The sequence below is a fragment of the Mycobacterium asiaticum genome, from assembly GCF_001673365.1.
GTDB lineage: Bacteria > Actinomycetota > Actinomycetes > Mycobacteriales > Mycobacteriaceae > Mycobacterium > Mycobacterium asiaticum_A.
Window position 1 is genome coordinate 20,386 of record NZ_LZLS01000040.1, and the last position, 18,163, is coordinate 38,548.

An 18,163-nucleotide genomic window follows, 5' to 3' on the forward strand; every position below is an offset into this window, starting at 1 on the left:
CCGGGGGAGCCGGAATCAGCGCCGTGGCTACCTTGGTCGGAGCCTCGGCCCGCAAGTCGCTGGCCGAACGTACCAACATGTCCGAAGACCCTTGGGCCGACGAGGATTTCGAGCGGCTAGACAGCGACCGTGCCCAGGTGGTGACCACGAGCGACGGGGTGCCGTTGGCGGTGCGCGAGGCGGGGCCTCCGGACGCTCCGCTGACCATGGTCTTCGCGCACGGATTCTGTCTTCGCATGGGCGCCTACCATTTTCAGCGGGCGCACCTCGGGGAGGTGCTGGGCGATCAGGTGCGGATGGTGTTCTACGACCAACGCGGTCACGGTCAATCCGGTGAGGGCGAACCGGATTCGTACACGCTGACCCAGCTTGGGCAGGATTTGGAGACCGTGCTGCAGGTGACAGCGCCGCGCGGACCGGTTGTGTTGGTTGGTCATTCGATGGGCGGCATGACGGTGATGTCGCACGCCCGGCAGTTCCCCGAGCGGTACGGGCGCCGGATTGTCGGCGCGGCACTGTTGTCCTCTGCAGCCGAAGGGGTCACCCGTTCTCCGCTGGGGGAGTTCCTGAAAAACCCTGCCCTGAATGCGGTTCGGTTCACCGCCAAGTCGGCGCCGCGCCTGGCACACCGCGGGCGCAACGTGTCGCGATCGCTGATCGGTCCGATTCTGCGTGCCGCTTCCTACAGTGACCTGCAGGTCAGCCGCAGCCTGGACGCGTTCTCCCAGCGAATGATGAACGGCACTCCGATCGCCACCCTGGTCGGCTTCCTGCACGCGCTGGAAACCCACGACGAAACAGCGGGCTTGTGGACGCTGCTGAAGGTGCCGACGTTCATCGCCTGTGGTGACCACGATCTGCTGACTCCGGACGAGTACTCGCGGTTGATGGCGGAGTCGTTGCCGCAGTCTGAGCTGGTGATCGTAGAAGGGGCCAGCCATCTGGCGCTGCTGGACAAACCCGAGGCCATCAATGACGGGCTGATTCGGTTGGTGCAGCGGTCGCTGCCGGGCAAGATGACGCTGCGCTACCGGCGGTTGAGCGATCGGTTGCGAAAGCGGTTCCGGCGCAATGGTTAACGGCAGCGCGACCCTTGAGCGCGTCGAGCACACCCTGGAGCTGGGAGCGCAGCTCGGCGAGCAACTGCGCGCCGGTGACGTCGTGGTGCTCACCGGACCGTTAGGCGCCGGAAAAACGGTGCTGGCCAAGGGAATTGCGGCGGCAATGGACGTCGACGGGCCGGTGACTTCGCCGACCTTCGTGCTGGCGCGGGTGCATCCGGCACGCCAAGCGGGCAACCCGTCTCTGATCCACGTCGACGTCTACCGACTGCTCGACCAGCACGGGGCCGATCTGCTGGGCGAGTTGGACTCACTCGATCTCGACACCGATCTGCAGGACGCCGTGGTGGTCGTGGAATGGGGGGAGGGGCTGGTCGAACGCCTCGCTGAACGCCACCTCGATGTTCGACTCGAACGCCTCACCGGATCCGATGTGCGGATCGCCACCTGGGAGTGGGTGCAGACGTGATCGTCCTGGCCCTCGACACCGCCACGCCGGCGGTCACGGCGGGGATCGTGCGCGTCCCCGACTTCGTCACGTTAGCCGAGCGGGTTACCGTCGACGCGCGCGCACACGCCGAGCGATTGACACCCAATGTGATTGCGGCACTTGGCGATGCGCACCTGAAGATGGCCGACTTGGACGCTGTCGTGGTGGGCTGCGGACCGGGCCCGTTCACCGGGCTACGGGCCGGGATGGCCACGGGCGCCGCCTACGGGCACGCCCTGGACATCCCGGTATACGGCGTGTGCAGCCTGGACGCCATCGGCCGGCTCACCAACGGTGACACCTTGGTAGTCACCGACGCCCGCCGGCGAGAGGTGTACTGGGCGCGCTACCACGACGGAATCCGCACCGAGGGTCCGGCGGTTAACGCCCCGGCCGATGTCGATCCCGGCCCGGCGCGCGCGGTGGCCGGCTCGCCCGAGCATGCCGCACTGTTCGGTCTGCCGGTCTGCGGGCCGGTCCACCCGACACCGGCCGGCTTGGTGCGCGCCGTGCCCGACTGGTCCGCCGACCCCGAGCCGCTGGTGGCGTTGTATCTGCGCCGGCCTGACGCCAAGCCCTTGGCGGCCCGGACATGACCACCCTGCAGCCTGTGACGATCGGCGCCCTGACCCACGCGGACGCGCGCCGGTGCGCCGAATTGGAGGCGCTGCTGTTCGACGGAGACGATCCGTGGCCGGCCGTCGCGTTCCGAAGGGAACTGGACAGCAAGACCAATCACTACGTCGGGGCCCGCTGCGACGGCACCCTGGTCGGCTACGCCGGCATCTCCCGGCTGGGTCGTGTCGCGCCGTTCGAGTATGAGGTGCACACCATCGGGGTAGACCCCGCGTATCAGGGGCGCGGCATCGGTCGTCGAATGCTCGACGAGCTACTGGACTTCGCCGACGGGGGAGTGGTCTTTCTGGAGGTCCGTACCGACAACGAGGCCGCGATCGGGCTGTACCGCAGCGTGGGATTCGAGCAGATCGGTCTGCGCAAGCGGTATTACCGAGTCAGCGGTGCCGACGCCTACACAATGCGGAGGGCCGCGCGGTGAAAACCATCTTGGCTATCGAAACCTCTTGTGACGAAACAGGTGTCGGCATCGCGCGGCTCAACGCCGACGGAACTGTCGCCTTGTTGGCCGACGAGGTCGCATCCAGCGTCGACGAACACGTACGGTTCGGCGGCGTGGTGCCCGAGATTGCGTCGCGCGCGCACCTGGAGGCGTTGGGACCGGCGATGCGCCGCGCGTTGGCGACGGCGGGACTGGACCGGCCCGACATCGTCGCGGCCACCATCGGACCCGGTCTGGCCGGCGCTCTGCTGGTGGGAGTTGCTGCCGCCAAAGCGTATTCGGCAGCGTGGGGGGTGCCGTTCTACGCCGTGAACCACCTGGGCGGACACTTGGCCGCCGACGTCTACGAGCACGGCCCGTTGCCGGAGTGCGTGGCGCTGTTGGTCTCCGGCGGGCACACGCATCAGCTGCACGTGCGTTCGCTCGGCGAACCGATCGTCGAACTCGGCAGCACCGTCGACGACGCCGCCGGCGAGGCCTACGACAAGGTGGCGCGGCTGCTGGGATTGGGATATCCGGGCGGGCGGGCGCTCGACGAACTGGCCCGCACCGGTGATCCGCAAGCGGTCGTATTCCCGCGCGGCATGACCGGACCCAACGACGACCCGTATGCATTCAGCTTCTCCGGACTCAAGACCGCCGTGGCTCGATACGTGGAGAGCAACCCGGAGTTCAGGCCAGCCGACGTGGCAGCGGGATTCCAGGAATCGGTCGCCGACGTGCTGACCCGCAAGGCGGTGCGCGCGGCGAACGAACTGGGAGTCTCGACGCTGCTGATCGCCGGTGGAGTCGCCGCGAACTCCCGGTTGCGCGAACTGGCCACCCAACGCTGCGCGGACGCGCGATTGACGCTGCGGATCCCGAAGCCGCGGCTGTGCACCGACAACGGGGCGATGATCGCCTCCTTTGCGGCGCATCTGGTCGCTGCGGGGGCGTCGCCTTCACCTCTGGATGCGGCCAGCGACCCGGGGCTGCCGGTGGTGCGGGGACAGGTTGGCTGAGCCGAGGATCGGGACCACCGAGATGTCGTTCGTCCCATGACGGCCGACCGTGAGTGGCGACAGCTCTTGAGTGACGAGCGGGCAATTCTGACCGCGGTGATATCCAACTTGAAGCTGCCCGCGAAGCAGTCCCTGCTCGACGAGGTGGACGAGACCCTGGCGTCGAATTCCACCGCGTGGATCGTCGACCTCAAATCAGCCGCCGATGTGCCCGGCGCCGAAGTTCCGGACGGACCCCTGCCGGTACGAACCTACGTGCCCAACAAAGCCGCCTACCGAGGTGAGATTCTCGTCTGGATCAAGAACGGCCGCCTCGACGGGTTGGAATACGCCTGGGTCACCGATGACCCGCCGAAGCGGTGGCCGCAACCCGCCGAGGTTGAGATCCATCCGGAATAGTTCTGCTGTGGGACCAGGTGGTTTGCCGCAGCGCGCAAGAAGCACCATGCCGCCCTTGAGTGCTAGCACTCTCATGTATAGAGTGCTAGGTGGCAGTCGGAGGACCCCCTTGTGTCGGCACCCGCGACGACGGCACTAGGGCTAGGACGAATGCCGAATCACCTGGTAATTCGGACGGTTCGGGGGGTTCCCCGGACCGACCGCCAAACTCTGGTCGGGGCGAACGCCCTGGACCCGATCTAACTAGTGGAGGGCTCCAATCGTGGCGAAGGTGAACATCAAGCCACTCGAGGACAAGATTCTCGTACAGGCCAACGAGGCCGAGACCACGACCGCGTCTGGTCTGGTCATTCCTGACACCGCCAAGGAGAAGCCCCAGGAGGGCACCGTCGTCGCAGTCGGCCCCGGCCGTTGGGACGAGGACGGCGAGAAGCGGATCCCGCTTGACGTCGCCGAGGGTGACACCGTCATCTACAGCAAGTACGGCGGCACCGAAATCAAGTACGGCGGCGAGGAATACCTGATCCTGTCGGCACGCGACGTGCTGGCTGTCGTTTCCAAGTAAGACACCGTGTTCCGCCCCGGCGATCCCCGCGCCCCGCGCGGGTGATTTCCGGGGCGGCATGCGTCGGTGCCTAGATCGGGTGAAGGAGCCTGATGAGCAAACTTATTGAGTTCGACGCGACCGCGCGTCGCGCGATGGAAGCGGGCGTGAACAAGCTCGCCGACGCGGTCAAGGTCACGCTTGGGCCGGGAGGCCGGCATGTGGTGCTGGCCAAGGCATTCGGCGGACCGCAGGTGACCAACGATGGGGTCACCGTCGCCCGCGAGATCGACCTGGAAGACCCGTTCGAAAACCTGGGCGCCCAGCTGGTTAAGTCGGTGGCCACCAAGACCAACGACGTCGCCGGTGACGGCACCACCACCGCGACCGTGTTGGCGCAAGCCCTGGTCAAGGGCGGACTGCGGCTGGTAGCGGCCGGCGCCAACCCGATCGCGCTGGGTTCGGGCATCAGCAAGGCCGCCGACGCGGTGTCCGAGGCACTGTTGGCCTCAGCCACACCGGTGTCCGGCAAGGAAGCCATCGCGCAGGTGGCCACCGTGTCCTCGCGCGACGAGCACATCGGCGAACTGGTCGGCGAGGCGATGAGCAAAGTCGGCCACGACGGCGTCGTCAGCGTGGAGGAGTCCTCGACACTGAACACCGAGCTGGAGTTCACCGAGGGTGTCGGCTTCGACAAGGGGTTCCTGTCGGCCTACTTCGTCACCGACTTCGACTCCCAGGAAGCCGTGCTCGACGACCCGCTGATCTTGCTGCACCAGGACAAGATCAGCTCGCTGCCTGACCTGTTGCCGCTGCTGGAGAAGGTCGCCGAATCGGGCAAGCCGCTGCTGATCATCGCCGAGGACGTCGAGGGTGAGGCGCTGGCGACGTTGGTCGTCAACTCAATCCGCAAGACGCTCAAGGCAGTCGCAGTCAAGTCGCCGTACTTCGGCGACCGGCGCAAGGCCTTCCTGCAGGATCTGGCGGCGGTCACCGGTGCCGAGGTGGTCAACCCCGACGCCGGCCTGCTGCTGCGGGAGGTCGGCCTGGACGTGCTGGGTTCGGCCCGCCGCGTCGTGGTGAGCAAGGACGACACGATCGTCGTCGACGGTGGTGGTTCTGCCGAGGCGGTCGCCGCGCGCGTGCACCTGCTGCGCACCGAGATCGAGCGCAGCGACTCGGACTGGGATCGCGAAAAGCTGGGCGAACGGCTGGCCAAGCTGGCCGGCGGGGTTGCCGTCGTCAAGGTCGGTGCGGCAACCGAAACGGCCTTAAAGGAGCGCAAGGAAAGCGTCGAGGACGCGGTCGCGGCGGCTAAGGCTGCGGTCGAGGAGGGCATCGTCGCCGGCGGTGGCTCGGCGCTGATCCAGGCCCGCCACGTGCTGGAGTCGCTGCGTGCGGAGCTCACCGGCGACGAGCAGCTCGGCGTCGACGTCTTCTCCGAGGCGCTGGCCGCTCCGCTGTACTGGATCGCCACCAACGCCGGACTCGACGGGGCTGTGGTGGTCAGCAAGGTCAGCGAGCTGCCAACCGGTCAGGGCCTCAACGCCGCCACCCGCAACTACGGGGACCTGGCGGCCGACGGCATCGTCGACCCGGTCAAGGTGACCCGCTCTGCGGTGCTCAACGCATCCTCGGTGGCCCGGATGGTGCTGTCCACCGAGACGGCGGTGGTCGACAAGCCGGCCGAGGCCGCAGACGACGGTCACGGGCATCACGGGCACGCCCACTAAGAAATACTGCATTTCGGGACGTCCTCGGCCTGCAAAGGCCGAGGGCGCTTCCGTCTGTAGCGGACAGCGGATTGCGTTGTGCCGCCGGGGATCTCAGTCATCGGCTGTCGAGGAGTCTGGCACGTTCGGATCCCACGGCTGTGGCGCTAACAGTCGCGCCGGCCAACGACCGGATCGTATGAGTTCAGCAATTTCCTCGCGCAGCACCTCGCCGATCTTCGCAGTAAACTCGCGCGGCAACTCCAAGCGTGCCGTCGCGGCCACTCCCACTTGTTGTTTGAGGACGGGGTTGCATGGGGCGCAGCGCAAGCGGCCGATAGACACGTCGTGTCCACATGCGGATAGCGGCAGCACACCGTACGCAGTGCCTGCTGCAATGAGTGACTTGGTTACCGCTATGGAGTCGGTGGACGTCCGGTAGCCGATTTTGACTTTAGTTCGCAGAGCAGCGTTTTCGAGAATTGCTCCGATGCCGGTGGGAGAATGCGGAATCACTAGTGGCCAGTTTGTGAGTTCTTCGAAGTCGACGGGCTTGTCGGGTTGCAGAGGTGATTGCCCGCCGCCCACGACGACCAGCTCTTCTTCAAGAAGCGCGCGATAGAACACCCTGTCGTCGGGAACAGGGTTGATCAGTGCGACGTCGACGGTTCCCCTCAGCATGGCTTCGACGAGATGGTCAGTGCTGCCGACCGTTACGGAGAAGACCGCGTTTGGAAACGCTGCGCTAAGGCTGCCGATCAGCGGGGCGGCGAGTAGGTCGACGGCCGTCTCGGGTAAGCCAAGCAACATGTTGCGCTTGAGCCGTGCCAACGGCGACGCCGCATACTTCACGGCCAAGTCCAGCTGACGCAACGGCGCCGCAGTCGATGCGCGCAGGCGTTCGCCTGCATCTGTCAACTCGACCCCGCGACGCGTTCGCCGGAACAATTCGACGCCGAGGTCGGCTTCGAGCATCTGCAGCTGACGACTCAATGCGGGCTGGGCAATGCCAAGCATCTCCGCCGCGCGGGTGATCGACCCCTCTTCCGCGATACGTAAGAAGTACTTCAGCCGATGCGTGTCCATATGCTTCGACGTATACCAGCCATCGAAAAAAGGCATGACTGAACGCCGCAATTGGTATTACCGCCCCTGCAGGCCCCGGCCATATCGTCGCCATCGAACCCTGTGAAGGAGCGCCATGACTGTCGACGACGCCGAGGCCGTTGCCGCACTGAACCTCGATAAGTTGCCGACCCATATTGTCGGCAAACGCGTAACAGAGTTGATGGACCTGACCGGGAAGAAGGCGTTTTGCACCGGCGCTGGCGGCGATGGCTTGGGGCACGCGATCGCCAACCGGTTGGCTGGGTCCGGTGCCGACATGGCGCTGGTTGGACGAACACTGGAGCCGTTGCAGCGCCGCGCCGAAGAGATCGCGCAGCGGTGGAATGTGAACACGGTGCCAGTACAGGCTGACATGTCGAATTGGGACCAGATACACAACGCAGTCGCTGAAGCGCACGACAAGCTCGGCGGGTTGGACATCATGATCAACAACCCGGTCATGGTCGCGGCGGGGCCATTCGAGTCGCAGACCAAAGCCGACATCGACCTCACTGTGTTGGGCAGTTTGACCATGATGATGTACGGCGCTCATGCCGCGTTGGAGTACCTGCTGCCGCAGGGGTCGGGGACCATCATCAATATCGGCTCTGTCGGTGGTCGCATTCAACAGCGCGGACTGGTCGCCTATAACGCGTGCAAAGCCGGAGTCATCGGATTCACCCGCAATCTGGCTCACGAGGTGGCATTACGCGGCGTGAATGTGTTCTGCGTAGCGCCGGGCATCATGATCTAAGAACAGATGAAGCAGTATCTCTATGATCCGCAGACTCCGGCGCATTACGCCGGTCGAGGCGCGATCTTAGAAGCGATCACCACCCAGGTCCAGTTGGGCCGGGCATCGCTGCCGGAAGAGGCCGCCAACATGGTCGCCTTCTTGGCTTCCGAAGCAGCCAGTTACATGTGCGGACAAACTATCGACGTCGCCGGCGGACAATGGATGGGCTGAAACATGCTCTCGCTGAATGAGATACAGGACACCGCGGTCGCTCAAACCGGCCTGAGCGACTTCGGTGACCCGTCCTATCAAGAGGGCCTGACCGTACTGCTGACGGCACTGAATGACGAGGCTCGGCTGAACTCTCGCGGTGACGCATTCATCACCCAGCGCATCGTGGGCTATCTGGCGCAGCGTCTGCAGGTTGAGGACTGGTACCGGCGCCACCCCGAGATCGAGGACGTGCCCATCGAGGCGCCGCTGATCGGGCTCGGTCTGCCTCGCACGGGTTCGACGGCACTGTCCATGCTGCTCGCCCAGGATCCCGAGGTGCGTTATCTGCGGAGATGGGAGTCCGTGCAGCCTTGTCCGCCGCCGTCCACTGTGCAGGGCATCGACCCACGGATCCCTCCAGACAAAGGCGAGATGATCGGTACGCGATACCACGTGCCGGGCGATACGCACGGCCCGATGGAGTGCCACGAGCTGATGGCGTTGAGTTTTGCTTCCCACATCTTCCAGTCGTTCGCCCAGGTGCCGTCCTACTCTCGGTGGCTGGTCGAGGACGCCGACCTGACACCGACACTGCGCTACCAGCGCCGCGTGATGAAGCTGCTGCAGTGGGGCGAGGCTGCCCGTACCTGGCGACTGAAATGCCCCTCACACGTGTTGTGGCTTGATGCGCTCGACTCGGTCTTCCCCGACGCCCGCTACGTGATGACTCACCGAGACCCCGCCGACGTGATCCTGTCGGTGGCCGAGTTGTACGCCGACATCATCGGGTCGTTCACCGACAACATCGATCGGCCCTACATCGGCCGTCTGAACATCGAGCATTGGTCACTAGGAATGCGACGAGCCCTCGAATTCCGTAGTGCTGGCGCCGACAACCGGTTCTACGACATCGACTTTCGCGCGATGCAGGCCGATCCCATCGGAGAGGTCAGCGGACTGTACGAGTGGCTCGGGGACGCGTTGACCGATGAGTTCACCGCCCGCATGCACAGCTGGTGGGAGCAGGCCGCCGCCGAACGTGAACCGAGCCACTGCGCCGACCCCGCGGAGTTCGGCATCAACCTCGACCATGTGCGTCCGCTCTTTGCGGACTACGCCGATGCTGCTGTCCGGTGGACAACGCACAACCCAATTGAAAGGCGGACGAACTGATGGCGGTCGACCTGACCGGCGGCATAGATCCGACTCGCGAGCACGTGTTCGACCATCGCCCCGACAACCCGGAAATGCGCGACTCAGTGAGCTTCTGGACTGTCGACGACCGCGGCGAGGTGGGACTGCCGCGCATCGGTATCGAGGCGGTCGCCGCGAACTGGGACGCTCACGACATCCAGGTCAATCTCGCCTACCCCGACGGCCGGGTGTATCGACTACGCACTAATGGCCCTTCGATGCCCGCAACAGGACCCGATGGCAAGCCCACGATACTGGGCGCCGGGGGGCTCGCCTTCCGCTGCATCGAGCCATTCTCGGTATGGACGATGACCTTCAAAGGCAAGGCGCTGCAAACCTCTTCGGAAGATCTGATCGCGGGACGCAAGGAAGGTCCAATGGTCGACGTCGAATTCGATGTCGAGGCGACGATGGCTGTTCCGCCCTGGGTCCAAGGAAGCTTGCACTCCGATGCAGGTGAGCAACTCAAAACCTCAATTGAGGGCGGCCTAATGGGCGGCCCGCGCTACGAGCAGCTTTACACCGCAACAGGATCGGTCACCATCGACGGCGGCGCACGTAAAGCGATTACCGGCAGCGGATTGCGGATTCGCCGCCAAGGTGTGCGCAAACTCGGCGGCTTCTGGGGCCACAGCTGGCAGTCGGCGGTGTTTCCCAGCGGCAAAGCATTTGGATACATCGCCTACCCGCCTCGACCCGATGGTCAACCCACCTTTAACGAGGGCTACCTGTTCACCGGGGACGGTCCACTAATCCCAGCGCGTGTCATCGAGGCGCCATGGCTGACCAAGCTGCAGGCGCTGGGGGAGGACGTATCGATGGTTCTCGAAACCGCCGACGGGACAACACGTATCGAAGGAGAAACAGTCTTCTCCGCTCACGACATCCACCACGACGACGACATGTATTCCATGCATGCACTGAAAAAGGAGATGCCCTCCTTCCCCGCGCTTCAGCAGGCGGGCGTGCGCTACCGATGGGACGGCGAAGAGACGTACGGCATGCTCGAGCGATCAAATCCACTCGACAAGATCAAGCGTGGTTAGGGCGGTGGGCCAAGATCTATCGGGCAAGGTGGCGCTTGTCACGGGAGCCGCGCGGGGACAAGGCCGGGCACATGCGCAAAGGCTCAGTGCCGAGGGCGCTGACATCATTGCCCTCGACATCGCCGGGCCCCTTCCCGCGAGTGTTCGCTACGCCTCGTCAACGCCCGACGACCTCGCGGAAACTGCGCGTCTGGTCGAAGCGAACGGCCGACGGGTCGTGCTGGCTGCCAACGATATTCGCGATCTCGACTCACTCGTCGCGGCCGTCGACCGGGCCGTCACGCAATTGGGTCGCCTCGACATAATCGTTGCCAACGCCGGGATCTGTACGCCCGCGCCATGGGATCAAATTACTAAAGAGGCCTTTCACGAAACCATCGAGACGAACGTGACGGGCACCTGGAACACCGTCATGGCCGGCGCTCCGCACATCGTCCGCGGTGGGCAAGGCGGTTCGATCATTCTCATCGGATCCGCGGCCGGGGTGAAGATGCAGGCGTTCATGATTCATTACACGGCAAGCAAGCACGCGATCACTGGTATGGCACGTGGTTTCGCAGCTGAACTCGGTATGCACAACATCCGCGTGAACAGTTTGCACCCTGGTTCGGTCGCCAGCCCTATGGTGACCACCGGAGGCTTACGTGAGGCACTCATGGAGGCGCGTGAGACCAATCCTCACCTTGCAAACCTCCACACGCCGCTGCTACCGCAGGGCATCGCACGCCCGGAAGACATCGCCGACGCGGTGGCCTGGCTGGCATCGGACCAGTCGAAGTTTGTTACGGCGTCTGCGATTTCAGTTGATATCGGCGTCGCAAATTGCTGATCGAGCCGCCACACTGTGACTGAAGGAGATCCATGCGCGGCCTAGCCAATAAGACGTTCATCGTCGCCGGTGGCGCCACCGGTATCGGAGCTGGAACAGCGCGACGTTTGGCCGAAGAAGGTGCAAACGTCGTCATCGGAGACATCAACATAGTTGGCGCCACTCACACTGCCGAGGCGCTCAACGCCGCCGGTGGTCGCGCCATCGCGGTCGAATTCGACTTAGCGGACGAAGCCTCCGTGAACCAGTTAGTGGACAAGACAATCGTCGAATTCGACTCTCTGAAGGGCCTATTCAACGTCGGCGCAGACTTGTCTGCCGAAATCAACGGCAGCGACTTCACCGTGCTCGACACGAGTATCGATATCTGGCGACGCACCCTAGAGGTCAACTTGCTCGGCTATGTCCGAACCATCCGGGCGGTGCTGCCACACCTGATCGAGCAGGGAGCCGGCAGCATCGTCAACACCTCATCGGGTGGATCGCTGGGCACCGGAGACCCGATGCACGTCGCGTACAACGCCTCCAAGGCCGCCGTCAACCAGTTAACCCGCCATGTCGCAAATAATTACGGCAAGGACGGTGTGAGAAGCAACTGCGTAATGCCGGGCCTGGTGTGGGGCGAAACGCAAGAACGCGCCGGCCTTCATGTTTTGCAGGAGATGTTCGTGGTCGCGGCTAAGACTACCCGCGTGGGTCAAGCTTCCGACCTCGCTGGGATAACCGCGTTTCTTTTGTCTGACGAGGCCGAGTGGATCAACGGTCAATGTTGGTACATAGGCGGCGCGGCACATATGCGCCAGTAGATCGCACAAGTCGGCAGCGACGATCTGGCACCTTCCTCGGCGTCGTCCAGGGGCTACTCTCACGCCATGGACCGCATCTTGCAGGCGGCGTGGGACCGTCACGGCGCGAAATACTCATGGGCACTTGCCGTGGTCGTTCTTGTGCTCGCCTGCCCAATCTTCTTCTTGTTGTCGTTCGTCATTGTCGCCGTTGAGAATTCGAGCCGATTCGTCGAGGCCACCGGCGTCACTACAGTCGCCGTCCTAGCGTTCGCGATTCTGCTCGGTGCTCCCAGCCACGGCGTATGGCGGCAGTTCGAACGCTGGGCGGCCGGTGCAGAGGTTGATCGCTTCAAGACGTTGGAGGCCACCTACGTCTTGGCGCGCAAACTGCCGGCTCGGTTGGTTAGCGTCGGTGCCGTTACGGCGGCCGCCCTGTCGATCGCGGTGGGTATGGTCGCCGGAGCTTCCCCATCACGGCTTATTCAGTACGCGGTGGTGGGCGCCACGATTCAGGGTCCTTGCCAGCTGATTGGGGTGCACAGTCTGGTCGAGGCGATGATGCGCCCGGTGCGAATATCTTTGGTCGATCACACCGGAATCGGGGATTCGCTGCCCCGTGCCCACCCAACATTCGCCACGTGGTCGAAGGTGTCCATGCTCGGCGTTTCGTTGGCGTTCGCTGTCGAAAGCGCAATGCTGTCAGCGGTTTTCGACGAGGCGAGCCAGGAGCCCATCTTGTGGGTGGTGATCGGTGGTGTGCTGACATTGGTCATCGGCGTGCCGATAACGGTCGGCGCTGCCTTTGCTCCGTCGCTTCGGCCGATCCGGGATCTTGCCGAGGGCACCCAACGAGTCGCGGCCGGGGACTACAACGTGCGATTGCCGGTAGTTCAGGATGACGACCTCGGAGCCTTGGCGGCGTCATTCAACCGCATGCAGGCGGGTTTGGCTGAGAGGCAACGACTTCAGGCCGCATTCGGCACGTATGTCGACCCGGTCCTGGCGGCGCGGCTGCTTGAGCAGGGTGACGACGTGTTCAGCGGTGAGCGTCGAGAGGTGACGGTGATGTTCATCGATATCCGTGACTTCACACCGTTTGCTGAGACCAATTCCCCTGAAGATACCGTGGCTCGGCTCAACGCATTGTTCGAGATCGTGGTGCCCGCAGTCGTCAACGCCGGTGGGCACGTCAACAAGTTCCTCGGCGACGGTGCCCTGGCGGTTTTTGGCGCCCCGAACGATCTAGCCGATCATGCGGATGCCGCGGTGGGCGCGGCGTTGTCGATTCATCGGCTCGTCGCCGACCGATTCGCCGGCGAGCTTCGAATCGGCATCGGCATCAATACCGGTGTGGTGATCGCGGGCACCATAGGTGGCGGAAGCAAGCTTGAGTTCACGTTGATCGGCGACACCGTCAACGTGGCCGCGCGCGTCGAGCAGCTCACCAAGAACACTGGTGACGCAGTCCTGCTCACTGGCCACACCGTCGACGCACTGACATCGCGACCGTCCGCACTCACCGACCGGGGATCGCACGCCTTGAAGGGCAAGTCAGCCGAGACGCAGGTCTTCGGACTTGACCCGACAGGGCTGCAATTCAGCACTGAAAATGGCACACATGGATAAGCCGATCTTTTTTGTCACTCCTGGCTATGGGAAACGCCAGCTGCGGGACTTTCACTACTCACAAGCCGTTCGGTGCGGCAACCGGGTAGAGACCGCCGGTCAAGGAGGGTGGGACGACGACTGGTGCTATCCGGAGGCAGTCCACGACGAAGTCATTCAGGCCTTCGACAACGTCGAACGGACGTTGGCAACGGCCGGAGCATCCTGGCTGCAAGTGATAACCGTGCACTCCTACCATGTGCCGGGCTCAGACGGCCGGATCGGGCCTGAGCACCTTGACACCATGGTCGAACAGTTGCGCCTACGTACGGGTGATCGCGCACCGTTGTGGACATGCATCGGTGTCGCCGCGCTGGCGGGTCCAAAGATGCGCGTGGAGATTCAAGTCGCTGCGATCGTTGAGAACGAAAACTGAGTGCGTTGGCCGCGCGCCCAAGCTACCGAGGTGTCGGCTGGATAGTTACCAGGCGAAACCAGCCGGGCTGGGCATCATCAGGGGTGAACCGGACCAGCAGGGTATCGGGCGGAAATTGGGCGGCCAGGTCATTTAGCGTCCGGGGCAGAAACGCCTTGGCCTTGGCATTTCCGTACCAGTTGGGATCGGATTGGTCGACGCTGAGTTCACTCACGCTTTCGATCGCAGCGTCCCACCGCTGAACGGCGTCCGGCCGGGCGTTCCCAAATCCCGCCGACATTTGGTAGGCGTCACCTTGTCCGGCCAAGGTGACCGCCGTCCCGCCGCCGACGGGCGTCCCGGTGATCGTGCCGTCGACGACGTTGGCCGTCACCGAGGTCAGCCGCGCCGTGCAAACGTTGTCGACGACGCTGGACGCCACGCAGAAGGCCGGCAGTGGCCCAGCGTGAGCCGTGGCGGCGTTCAGGACGGCCGGCACCGCCAGGACGGATATTGCGGCGCTGATAGCGGCCGTCGCACGGCTGCGATCGTTGGGCATCAGGATGTGTCCCCTGCTCGTCACGAAATCGGATTGACCACCAAATTTACGCGACCCGCAAGACGCCGACCCCCATCAAGACACGCGCGGCCGCAGCTCTTGTGAGCAACCGCACGTTGACGCTCGCAAGCGGTCGGCGAGAAAATAGTTAGCGTGGGTAATAAAAGCGAGGAAGAACTGATACGCGAGGTTGAGCAGCGCCTCATGGCAGCCTTCGTTGAGTTGCCCACGGACCTGGTCGCCAACGCTGTGCAGGACGCTTACGCCCGCTTCGACGAGAGCGCGATCCGCGACTACGTTCCGCTGCTCGTCGAACGCCGCGCCCACCGCGACTTGACCCGGGCAGCTGCCTGACCTGCTCGCCCGTAGCCCGTAACACGCCGCATACGCTGCGGACATGCAGACGTTGCCCGAAGCACGTATTCAAGCGGGTGCCGAGTCGGCCGCTTTGTCCCAGGGGCTTACCGCGTACCGCGTGGCCGGGAAACGCGGCCCCTGGGTGGTATTGGTGCACGGTCTGATCACGCCCAGCTATGCGTGGGAGCCGCTCGCGGAAACTCTTGCCGGCCAAGGGTTTCGGGTCCTCCGCTACGACCAGTTCGGTCGGGGGCTGTCGGACCGCCCCTCGGTCCGATACGACCTCGACTTGTACGTCGCACAGTTGCGCGAACTGCTCGATGCGTTGAGCATCGAGTCCGCGCATTTCATCGGTTGGTCGATGGGTGGCTTGATCCTGACCCGCTTCGCCGCCGAAGACCCCGAGCGCGCAACCAGTCTCACGCTGATCGCGCCCGGTCTGTACGCGGGTGGGGCGCTTGCGTATCTTGCCAAGCTGGTGTCACGGTTGCCCGGTGCTCGAAAACTGTTGGCGCGGCGCGTCGGTGACGCGATCAACCGCCTGGACAAACAGCACCTGAGCCGGCCCGAACGATTCCCCGATTACAACCGGCGTGCCAGTGAACAACTGGGGTTCCCCGGGATGGCGGAGTCCTTCGCATCGACGGTGACCAACTACCCCGCCAATGCCGGTGATCAGTGGGCTGCGGTAGGTCAGCACCCGCGTCGCGTCCTGGTGGTCTGGGGCACCCGCGACCGCGTCACGCCGTATGAAAACAATCGCCGCGTCACGCAGTTGTTTGTCCGCTCGGAGTTGCTCAGCGTCGACGGCGCGAAGCATGCCCCGCATGTGGACCACGCGGAGGTCGTATTTCCGGCGATCTCACGGCACCTGGCGGGGGCAGCTAACCAGGCCGAGAATCAGTCCTGAGCATCAAACACCCCCGGCGCAATTCGCCGGGGGTGCTGACGCAATCTGCGTCGGTCTACCGGGCCGATGCGGTTAGGGCAGGTACGCGCTCGTCTTCAACCACTTGCGCGACATCGTATTTCGGCGCCCGACCGCCCACCAGAACGGTCAGGCCCGAGTCCGCCTCCGAACTGGCTTCCTCAGCGCGACGGTAGGAGTCGAAGTAACGATCGATCTGCTCCCGGCGCAGTGGCGTCGAGAAGATGCTGATGTTGTTGCTCGGATCGTCGGAGTCCTTGAACAGGGCGATTTTGCGGCCACTCGCGCGGAACCCGGCGACCGCCCCTACAAGGCATGCGATCAGACCAATTGCGGCGGCGATGGCCAGGCTGCTGCCGGCCGCTAAGGCCGCGACCAACCCGCCGAGAAAAGCGAACGCCAGCAACAGCGATACGACCGCCAGGCCGGGGACGTAGAAATGCCGGACATGCTTGAACACAGTCACCACCCTCTTCGAGAACCTCTTGGAACCAATAACAAAAACGATACGCGTAGCGTAGCGATACGTATAGTGTAGCGCATCTCGGTCGATGAATATTCCCGTGCAGACGAAGGAGCTTTGAGATGCCACAGCGTCAGCCCGTCGAGGACGTCATCGCGGAAGCCGCACTTCGTCTGCTGCGCACCGGCGGACCTCGGGCGGTGACCGTAGAGGCGGTCGCGGCGCACTCCGGGATTGCGAAAACGACCATCTACCGGCGTCATCCCAATCGACGGGACATGCTGTCTACCGCTCTGTCGCGGGTGGCGTCACCGGAACCACTGGGTTCTGAGGCCGGGGCGCCCGAACGGCTTCGGTGGCTGATCAAGCACGCGGTCGAGATGATCGACGAGGGCATCGGGCTAGGCGGGGTGGCGGCGCTGCTTACCGAGGACGATCCCGAGTTCAACGCTTCCTTCCGGCAGATCCTGGCCGAGCAGCGACGGAAATTGACAGCTGCGATCGATGCGGGCAAAGCTGACGGCTCGATGCGGACCGACTTGGCCCCCGAGGCGCTGATCGACGCGGTGGTGGGTGCCTACATCGCCGAGCGTGCGCGCACGGGGGAAATCGCGCGCGGTTGGCAAGAGCGACTGTTCGACCTCTTCTGGCCGACGGTGCAGGCATGAACGTGGAATGAAATCCGTGAATGTCGCCGTTGCACCAATGCGTGACTATTCGACTCGGCTTGCAGATTCCCAATTTCTCTTACGGCGCCTCAGTCGCCGACCTTTTCCCGGCCGTCACGGCCCAGGCGCAGGAGGCCGAAGCCGCCGGCTTCGACACGGTCTTGTTGATGGACCACTTCTATCAGCTGCCGGGCCTGGGTGAACCCGATGAACCCATGCTGGAGGCCTACACGGCCCTCGGTGCTTTGGCCACGGCCGTGCAGCGAGTCCAGCTGTCAACGTTGGTGACTGGCAACACTTATCGCAATCCGGCCCTACTCGCCAAGATCATCACCACGCTGGATGTGGTCAGCGCGGGACGGGCAATCCTGGGCATTGGAGCCGGCTGGTTCGAGCTCGAGCACCGGCAGCTGGGCTTCGATTTCGGCACCTTCACCGAACGCTTCGAGAAGCTCGAGGAGGCTCTGCAAATCATCGTCGGGATGCTGCACGGTGAGCGACCTACGTTCTCCGGCAAGTGGTATCGCGCCGAAAACGCGGTCAATGAACCGCGCTACCGCGACCACATCCCGATCATGCTCGGCGGCAGCGGCGAGAAGAAGACGTTTCGCCTGGCCGCCCGCTACGCCGACCATCTCAACATCATCGCCGACATAGACCAGCTCCCCGCCAAACTCCAAGTGCTCCAACAGCGCTGCGCCGAAATCGACCGCGACCCAGCAACTTTGGAAACCAGCGCATTGTTGACGCTCGTGGTCGACGGCTATGGTGCCCACCGGGATATCGCCGAAGCACAGGGTGGCCGCGCGGTCACCGGCGCTATCGATCAGATCGCCGACGAGATCAAACGCCGAGTGCTCGACGTCGGCATCGACGGTGTGATCGTCAACCTGCCGACACACCGCCACACACCCGGAGTAATCACCGAGGTCGGTCAGGCACTCAAAGGGCTGCTCGACGGTTAAGCTCC

At 64.0% G+C, this 18,163-nt stretch carries 21 protein-coding genes and 1 pseudogene; 19 read left to right on the top strand and 3 right to left on the bottom strand.

The genetic code is table 11. The features are described from left to right. The first annotated feature begins 14 nt into the window (after positions 1-14). The 8 genes from A5634_RS04235 to groL all read left to right on the top strand — a co-directional run bounded on the left by A5634_RS04235 (position 15) and on the right by groL (position 6,306). Positions 15-1,079, top strand: coding sequence for an alpha/beta fold hydrolase (locus tag A5634_RS04235; protein ID WP_253861479.1), 1,065 nt, complete (start codon positions 15-17; stop codon positions 1,077-1,079). Further along, complete coding sequence (gene tsaE, locus A5634_RS04240) at positions 1,072-1,530, top strand: tRNA (adenosine(37)-N6)-threonylcarbamoyltransferase complex ATPase subunit type 1 TsaE (protein WP_065142832.1); 459 nt, start codon at positions 1,072-1,074, stop codon at positions 1,528-1,530. The genes A5634_RS04235 and tsaE overlap by 8 nt, the downstream gene beginning before the upstream one ends. Next, positions 1,509-2,147, top strand: a complete 639-nt coding sequence (gene tsaB / locus A5634_RS04245; protein WP_253861480.1) for a tRNA (adenosine(37)-N6)-threonylcarbamoyltransferase complex dimerization subunit type 1 TsaB — start codon at positions 1,509-1,511, stop codon at positions 2,145-2,147. The genes tsaE and tsaB overlap by 22 nt, the downstream gene beginning before the upstream one ends. Further along, positions 2,144-2,608 (top strand): ribosomal protein S18-alanine N-acetyltransferase, encoded by a 465-nt coding sequence (gene rimI / locus A5634_RS04250; RefSeq protein ID WP_065142834.1) that lies wholly within the window; start codon positions 2,144-2,146, stop codon positions 2,606-2,608. The genes tsaB and rimI overlap by 4 nt, the downstream gene beginning before the upstream one ends. After that, a complete protein-coding gene (tsaD, locus tag A5634_RS04255) occupies positions 2,605-3,630 on the top strand; it encodes a tRNA (adenosine(37)-N6)-threonylcarbamoyltransferase complex transferase subunit TsaD (RefSeq protein ID WP_065142835.1) in 1,026 nt (341 codons plus the stop codon). The genes rimI and tsaD overlap by 4 nt, the downstream gene beginning before the upstream one ends. A 36-nt stretch (positions 3,631-3,666) precedes the next feature. Continuing rightward, positions 3,667-4,029 (top strand): hypothetical protein, encoded by a 363-nt coding sequence (locus A5634_RS04260; RefSeq protein WP_065142836.1) that lies wholly within the window; start codon positions 3,667-3,669, stop codon positions 4,027-4,029. Positions 4,030-4,291: 262 nt separating this feature from the next. After that, positions 4,292-4,594, top strand: a complete 303-nt coding sequence (gene groES / locus A5634_RS04265) for a co-chaperone GroES (RefSeq protein WP_011739140.1) — start codon at positions 4,292-4,294, stop codon at positions 4,592-4,594. A 92-nt stretch (positions 4,595-4,686) separates the two neighbouring features. Further along, complete coding sequence (gene groL, locus A5634_RS04270) at positions 4,687-6,306, top strand: chaperonin GroEL (RefSeq protein WP_065142837.1); 1,620 nt, start codon at positions 4,687-4,689, stop codon at positions 6,304-6,306. A gap of 93 nt (positions 6,307-6,399) precedes the next feature. Here the strand turns inward: groL and A5634_RS04275 are convergent, their stop codons facing one another. Beyond that, a complete protein-coding gene (locus A5634_RS04275; RefSeq protein ID WP_065142838.1) occupies positions 6,400-7,371 on the bottom strand; it encodes a LysR family transcriptional regulator in 972 nt (323 codons plus the stop codon). Between the two features lie 115 nt (positions 7,372-7,486). Between A5634_RS04275 and A5634_RS04280 the strand changes: the two are divergent. The 7 genes and pseudogenes from A5634_RS04280 to A5634_RS04310 all read left to right on the top strand — a co-directional run bounded on the left by A5634_RS04280 (position 7,487) and on the right by A5634_RS04310 (position 14,239). Then, positions 7,487-8,359, top strand: a pseudogene (locus A5634_RS04280) (SDR family NAD(P)-dependent oxidoreductase). A gap of 3 nt (positions 8,360-8,362) precedes the next feature. Further along, a complete protein-coding gene (locus tag A5634_RS04285; protein ID WP_065142839.1) occupies positions 8,363-9,514 on the top strand; it encodes a sulfotransferase family protein in 1,152 nt (383 codons plus the stop codon). Between the two features lie 74 nt (positions 9,515-9,588). Continuing rightward, on the top strand, positions 9,589-10,581 hold the full coding sequence (locus tag A5634_RS04290) for a hypothetical protein (RefSeq protein ID WP_172831617.1): 993 nt from the start codon (positions 9,589-9,591) through the stop codon (positions 10,579-10,581). Positions 10,582-10,585: 4 nt separating this feature from the next. Beyond that, positions 10,586-11,410, top strand: coding sequence for a mycofactocin-coupled SDR family oxidoreductase (locus tag A5634_RS04295; RefSeq protein ID WP_065142841.1), 825 nt, complete (start codon positions 10,586-10,588; stop codon positions 11,408-11,410). Positions 11,411-11,442: 32 nt separating this feature from the next. Continuing rightward, positions 11,443-12,216: an SDR family NAD(P)-dependent oxidoreductase gene (locus tag A5634_RS04300; RefSeq protein ID WP_065142842.1), complete on the top strand. Its 774-nt coding sequence runs from the start codon at positions 11,443-11,445 to the stop codon at positions 12,214-12,216. A gap of 66 nt (positions 12,217-12,282) precedes the next feature. Next, entirely contained in the window at positions 12,283-13,824 is a 1,542-nt protein-coding gene (locus A5634_RS04305) for an adenylate/guanylate cyclase domain-containing protein (protein ID WP_065142843.1), read from the top strand. Beyond that, on the top strand, positions 13,817-14,239 hold the full coding sequence (locus A5634_RS04310) for a Rid family hydrolase (RefSeq protein WP_065142844.1): 423 nt from the start codon (positions 13,817-13,819) through the stop codon (positions 14,237-14,239). The genes A5634_RS04305 and A5634_RS04310 overlap by 8 nt, the downstream gene beginning before the upstream one ends. A 22-nt stretch (positions 14,240-14,261) precedes the next feature. Here A5634_RS04310 and A5634_RS04315 read toward each other — a convergent pair whose 3' ends face one another. Then, positions 14,262-14,801, bottom strand: a complete 540-nt coding sequence (locus A5634_RS04315) for a hypothetical protein (RefSeq protein ID WP_253861476.1) — start codon at positions 14,799-14,801, stop codon at positions 14,262-14,264. Between the two features lie 129 nt (positions 14,802-14,930). Here A5634_RS04315 and A5634_RS04320 point away from each other — a divergent pair, with 129 nt between their 5' ends. Together A5634_RS04320 and A5634_RS04325 are read left to right on the top strand one after the other, a co-directional pair. Continuing rightward, positions 14,931-15,131 (top strand): three-helix bundle dimerization domain-containing protein, encoded by a 201-nt coding sequence (locus A5634_RS04320; RefSeq protein WP_065142846.1) that lies wholly within the window; start codon positions 14,931-14,933, stop codon positions 15,129-15,131. Positions 15,132-15,174: 43 nt separating this feature from the next. Continuing rightward, positions 15,175-16,044 carry an alpha/beta fold hydrolase gene (locus tag A5634_RS04325; RefSeq protein ID WP_065142847.1) on the top strand — a complete coding sequence of 290 codons (870 nt, stop codon included), beginning with the start codon at positions 15,175-15,177 and terminating at the stop codon, positions 16,042-16,044. A 55-nt stretch (positions 16,045-16,099) separates the two neighbouring features. Here A5634_RS04325 and A5634_RS04330 read toward each other — a convergent pair whose 3' ends face one another. After that, positions 16,100-16,522, bottom strand: coding sequence for a hypothetical protein (locus A5634_RS04330; protein ID WP_216638711.1), 423 nt, complete (start codon positions 16,520-16,522; stop codon positions 16,100-16,102). Positions 16,523-16,647: 125 nt separating this feature from the next. On the opposite strand from A5634_RS04330, the gene A5634_RS04335 reads away from it, so the two are divergent. Both A5634_RS04335 and A5634_RS04340 read left to right on the top strand, forming a co-directional pair. After that, complete coding sequence (locus tag A5634_RS04335; RefSeq protein WP_065142849.1) at positions 16,648-17,193, top strand: TetR/AcrR family transcriptional regulator; 546 nt, start codon at positions 16,648-16,650, stop codon at positions 17,191-17,193. A 41-nt stretch (positions 17,194-17,234) separates the two neighbouring features. Then, positions 17,235-18,158, top strand: a complete 924-nt coding sequence (locus A5634_RS04340) for an LLM class F420-dependent oxidoreductase (RefSeq protein WP_065142869.1) — start codon at positions 17,235-17,237, stop codon at positions 18,156-18,158. Positions 18,159-18,163: the final 5 nt, after the last annotated feature.

Excerpts from the sequence above, each read along its gene's own strand:
- tsaE (WP_065142832.1), top strand. The coding sequence starts at position 1,072 with ATGGTTAACGGCAGCGCGACCCTTGAGCGCGTCGAGCACACCCTGGAG.
- rimI (WP_065142834.1), top strand. The coding sequence starts at position 2,144 with ATGACCACCCTGCAGCCTGTGACGATCGGCGCCCTGACCCACGCGGAC.
- A5634_RS04260 (WP_065142836.1), top strand. The coding sequence starts at position 3,667 with ATGACGGCCGACCGTGAGTGGCGACAGCTCTTGAGTGACGAGCGGGCA.
- groL (WP_065142837.1), top strand. The coding sequence starts at position 4,687 with ATGAGCAAACTTATTGAGTTCGACGCGACCGCGCGTCGCGCGATGGAA.
- A5634_RS04275 (WP_065142838.1), bottom strand. The coding sequence starts at position 7,371 with ATGGACACGCATCGGCTGAAGTACTTCTTACGTATCGCGGAAGAGGGG.
- A5634_RS04285 (WP_065142839.1), top strand. The coding sequence starts at position 8,363 with ATGCTCTCGCTGAATGAGATACAGGACACCGCGGTCGCTCAAACCGGC.
- A5634_RS04290 (WP_172831617.1), top strand. The coding sequence starts at position 9,589 with ATGCGCGACTCAGTGAGCTTCTGGACTGTCGACGACCGCGGCGAGGTG.
- A5634_RS04300 (WP_065142842.1), top strand. The coding sequence starts at position 11,443 with ATGCGCGGCCTAGCCAATAAGACGTTCATCGTCGCCGGTGGCGCCACC.
- A5634_RS04305 (WP_065142843.1), top strand. The coding sequence starts at position 12,283 with ATGGACCGCATCTTGCAGGCGGCGTGGGACCGTCACGGCGCGAAATAC.
- A5634_RS04310 (WP_065142844.1), top strand. The coding sequence starts at position 13,817 with ATGGATAAGCCGATCTTTTTTGTCACTCCTGGCTATGGGAAACGCCAG.
- A5634_RS04325 (WP_065142847.1), top strand. The coding sequence starts at position 15,175 with ATGCAGACGTTGCCCGAAGCACGTATTCAAGCGGGTGCCGAGTCGGCC.
- A5634_RS04335 (WP_065142849.1), top strand. The coding sequence starts at position 16,648 with ATGCCACAGCGTCAGCCCGTCGAGGACGTCATCGCGGAAGCCGCACTT.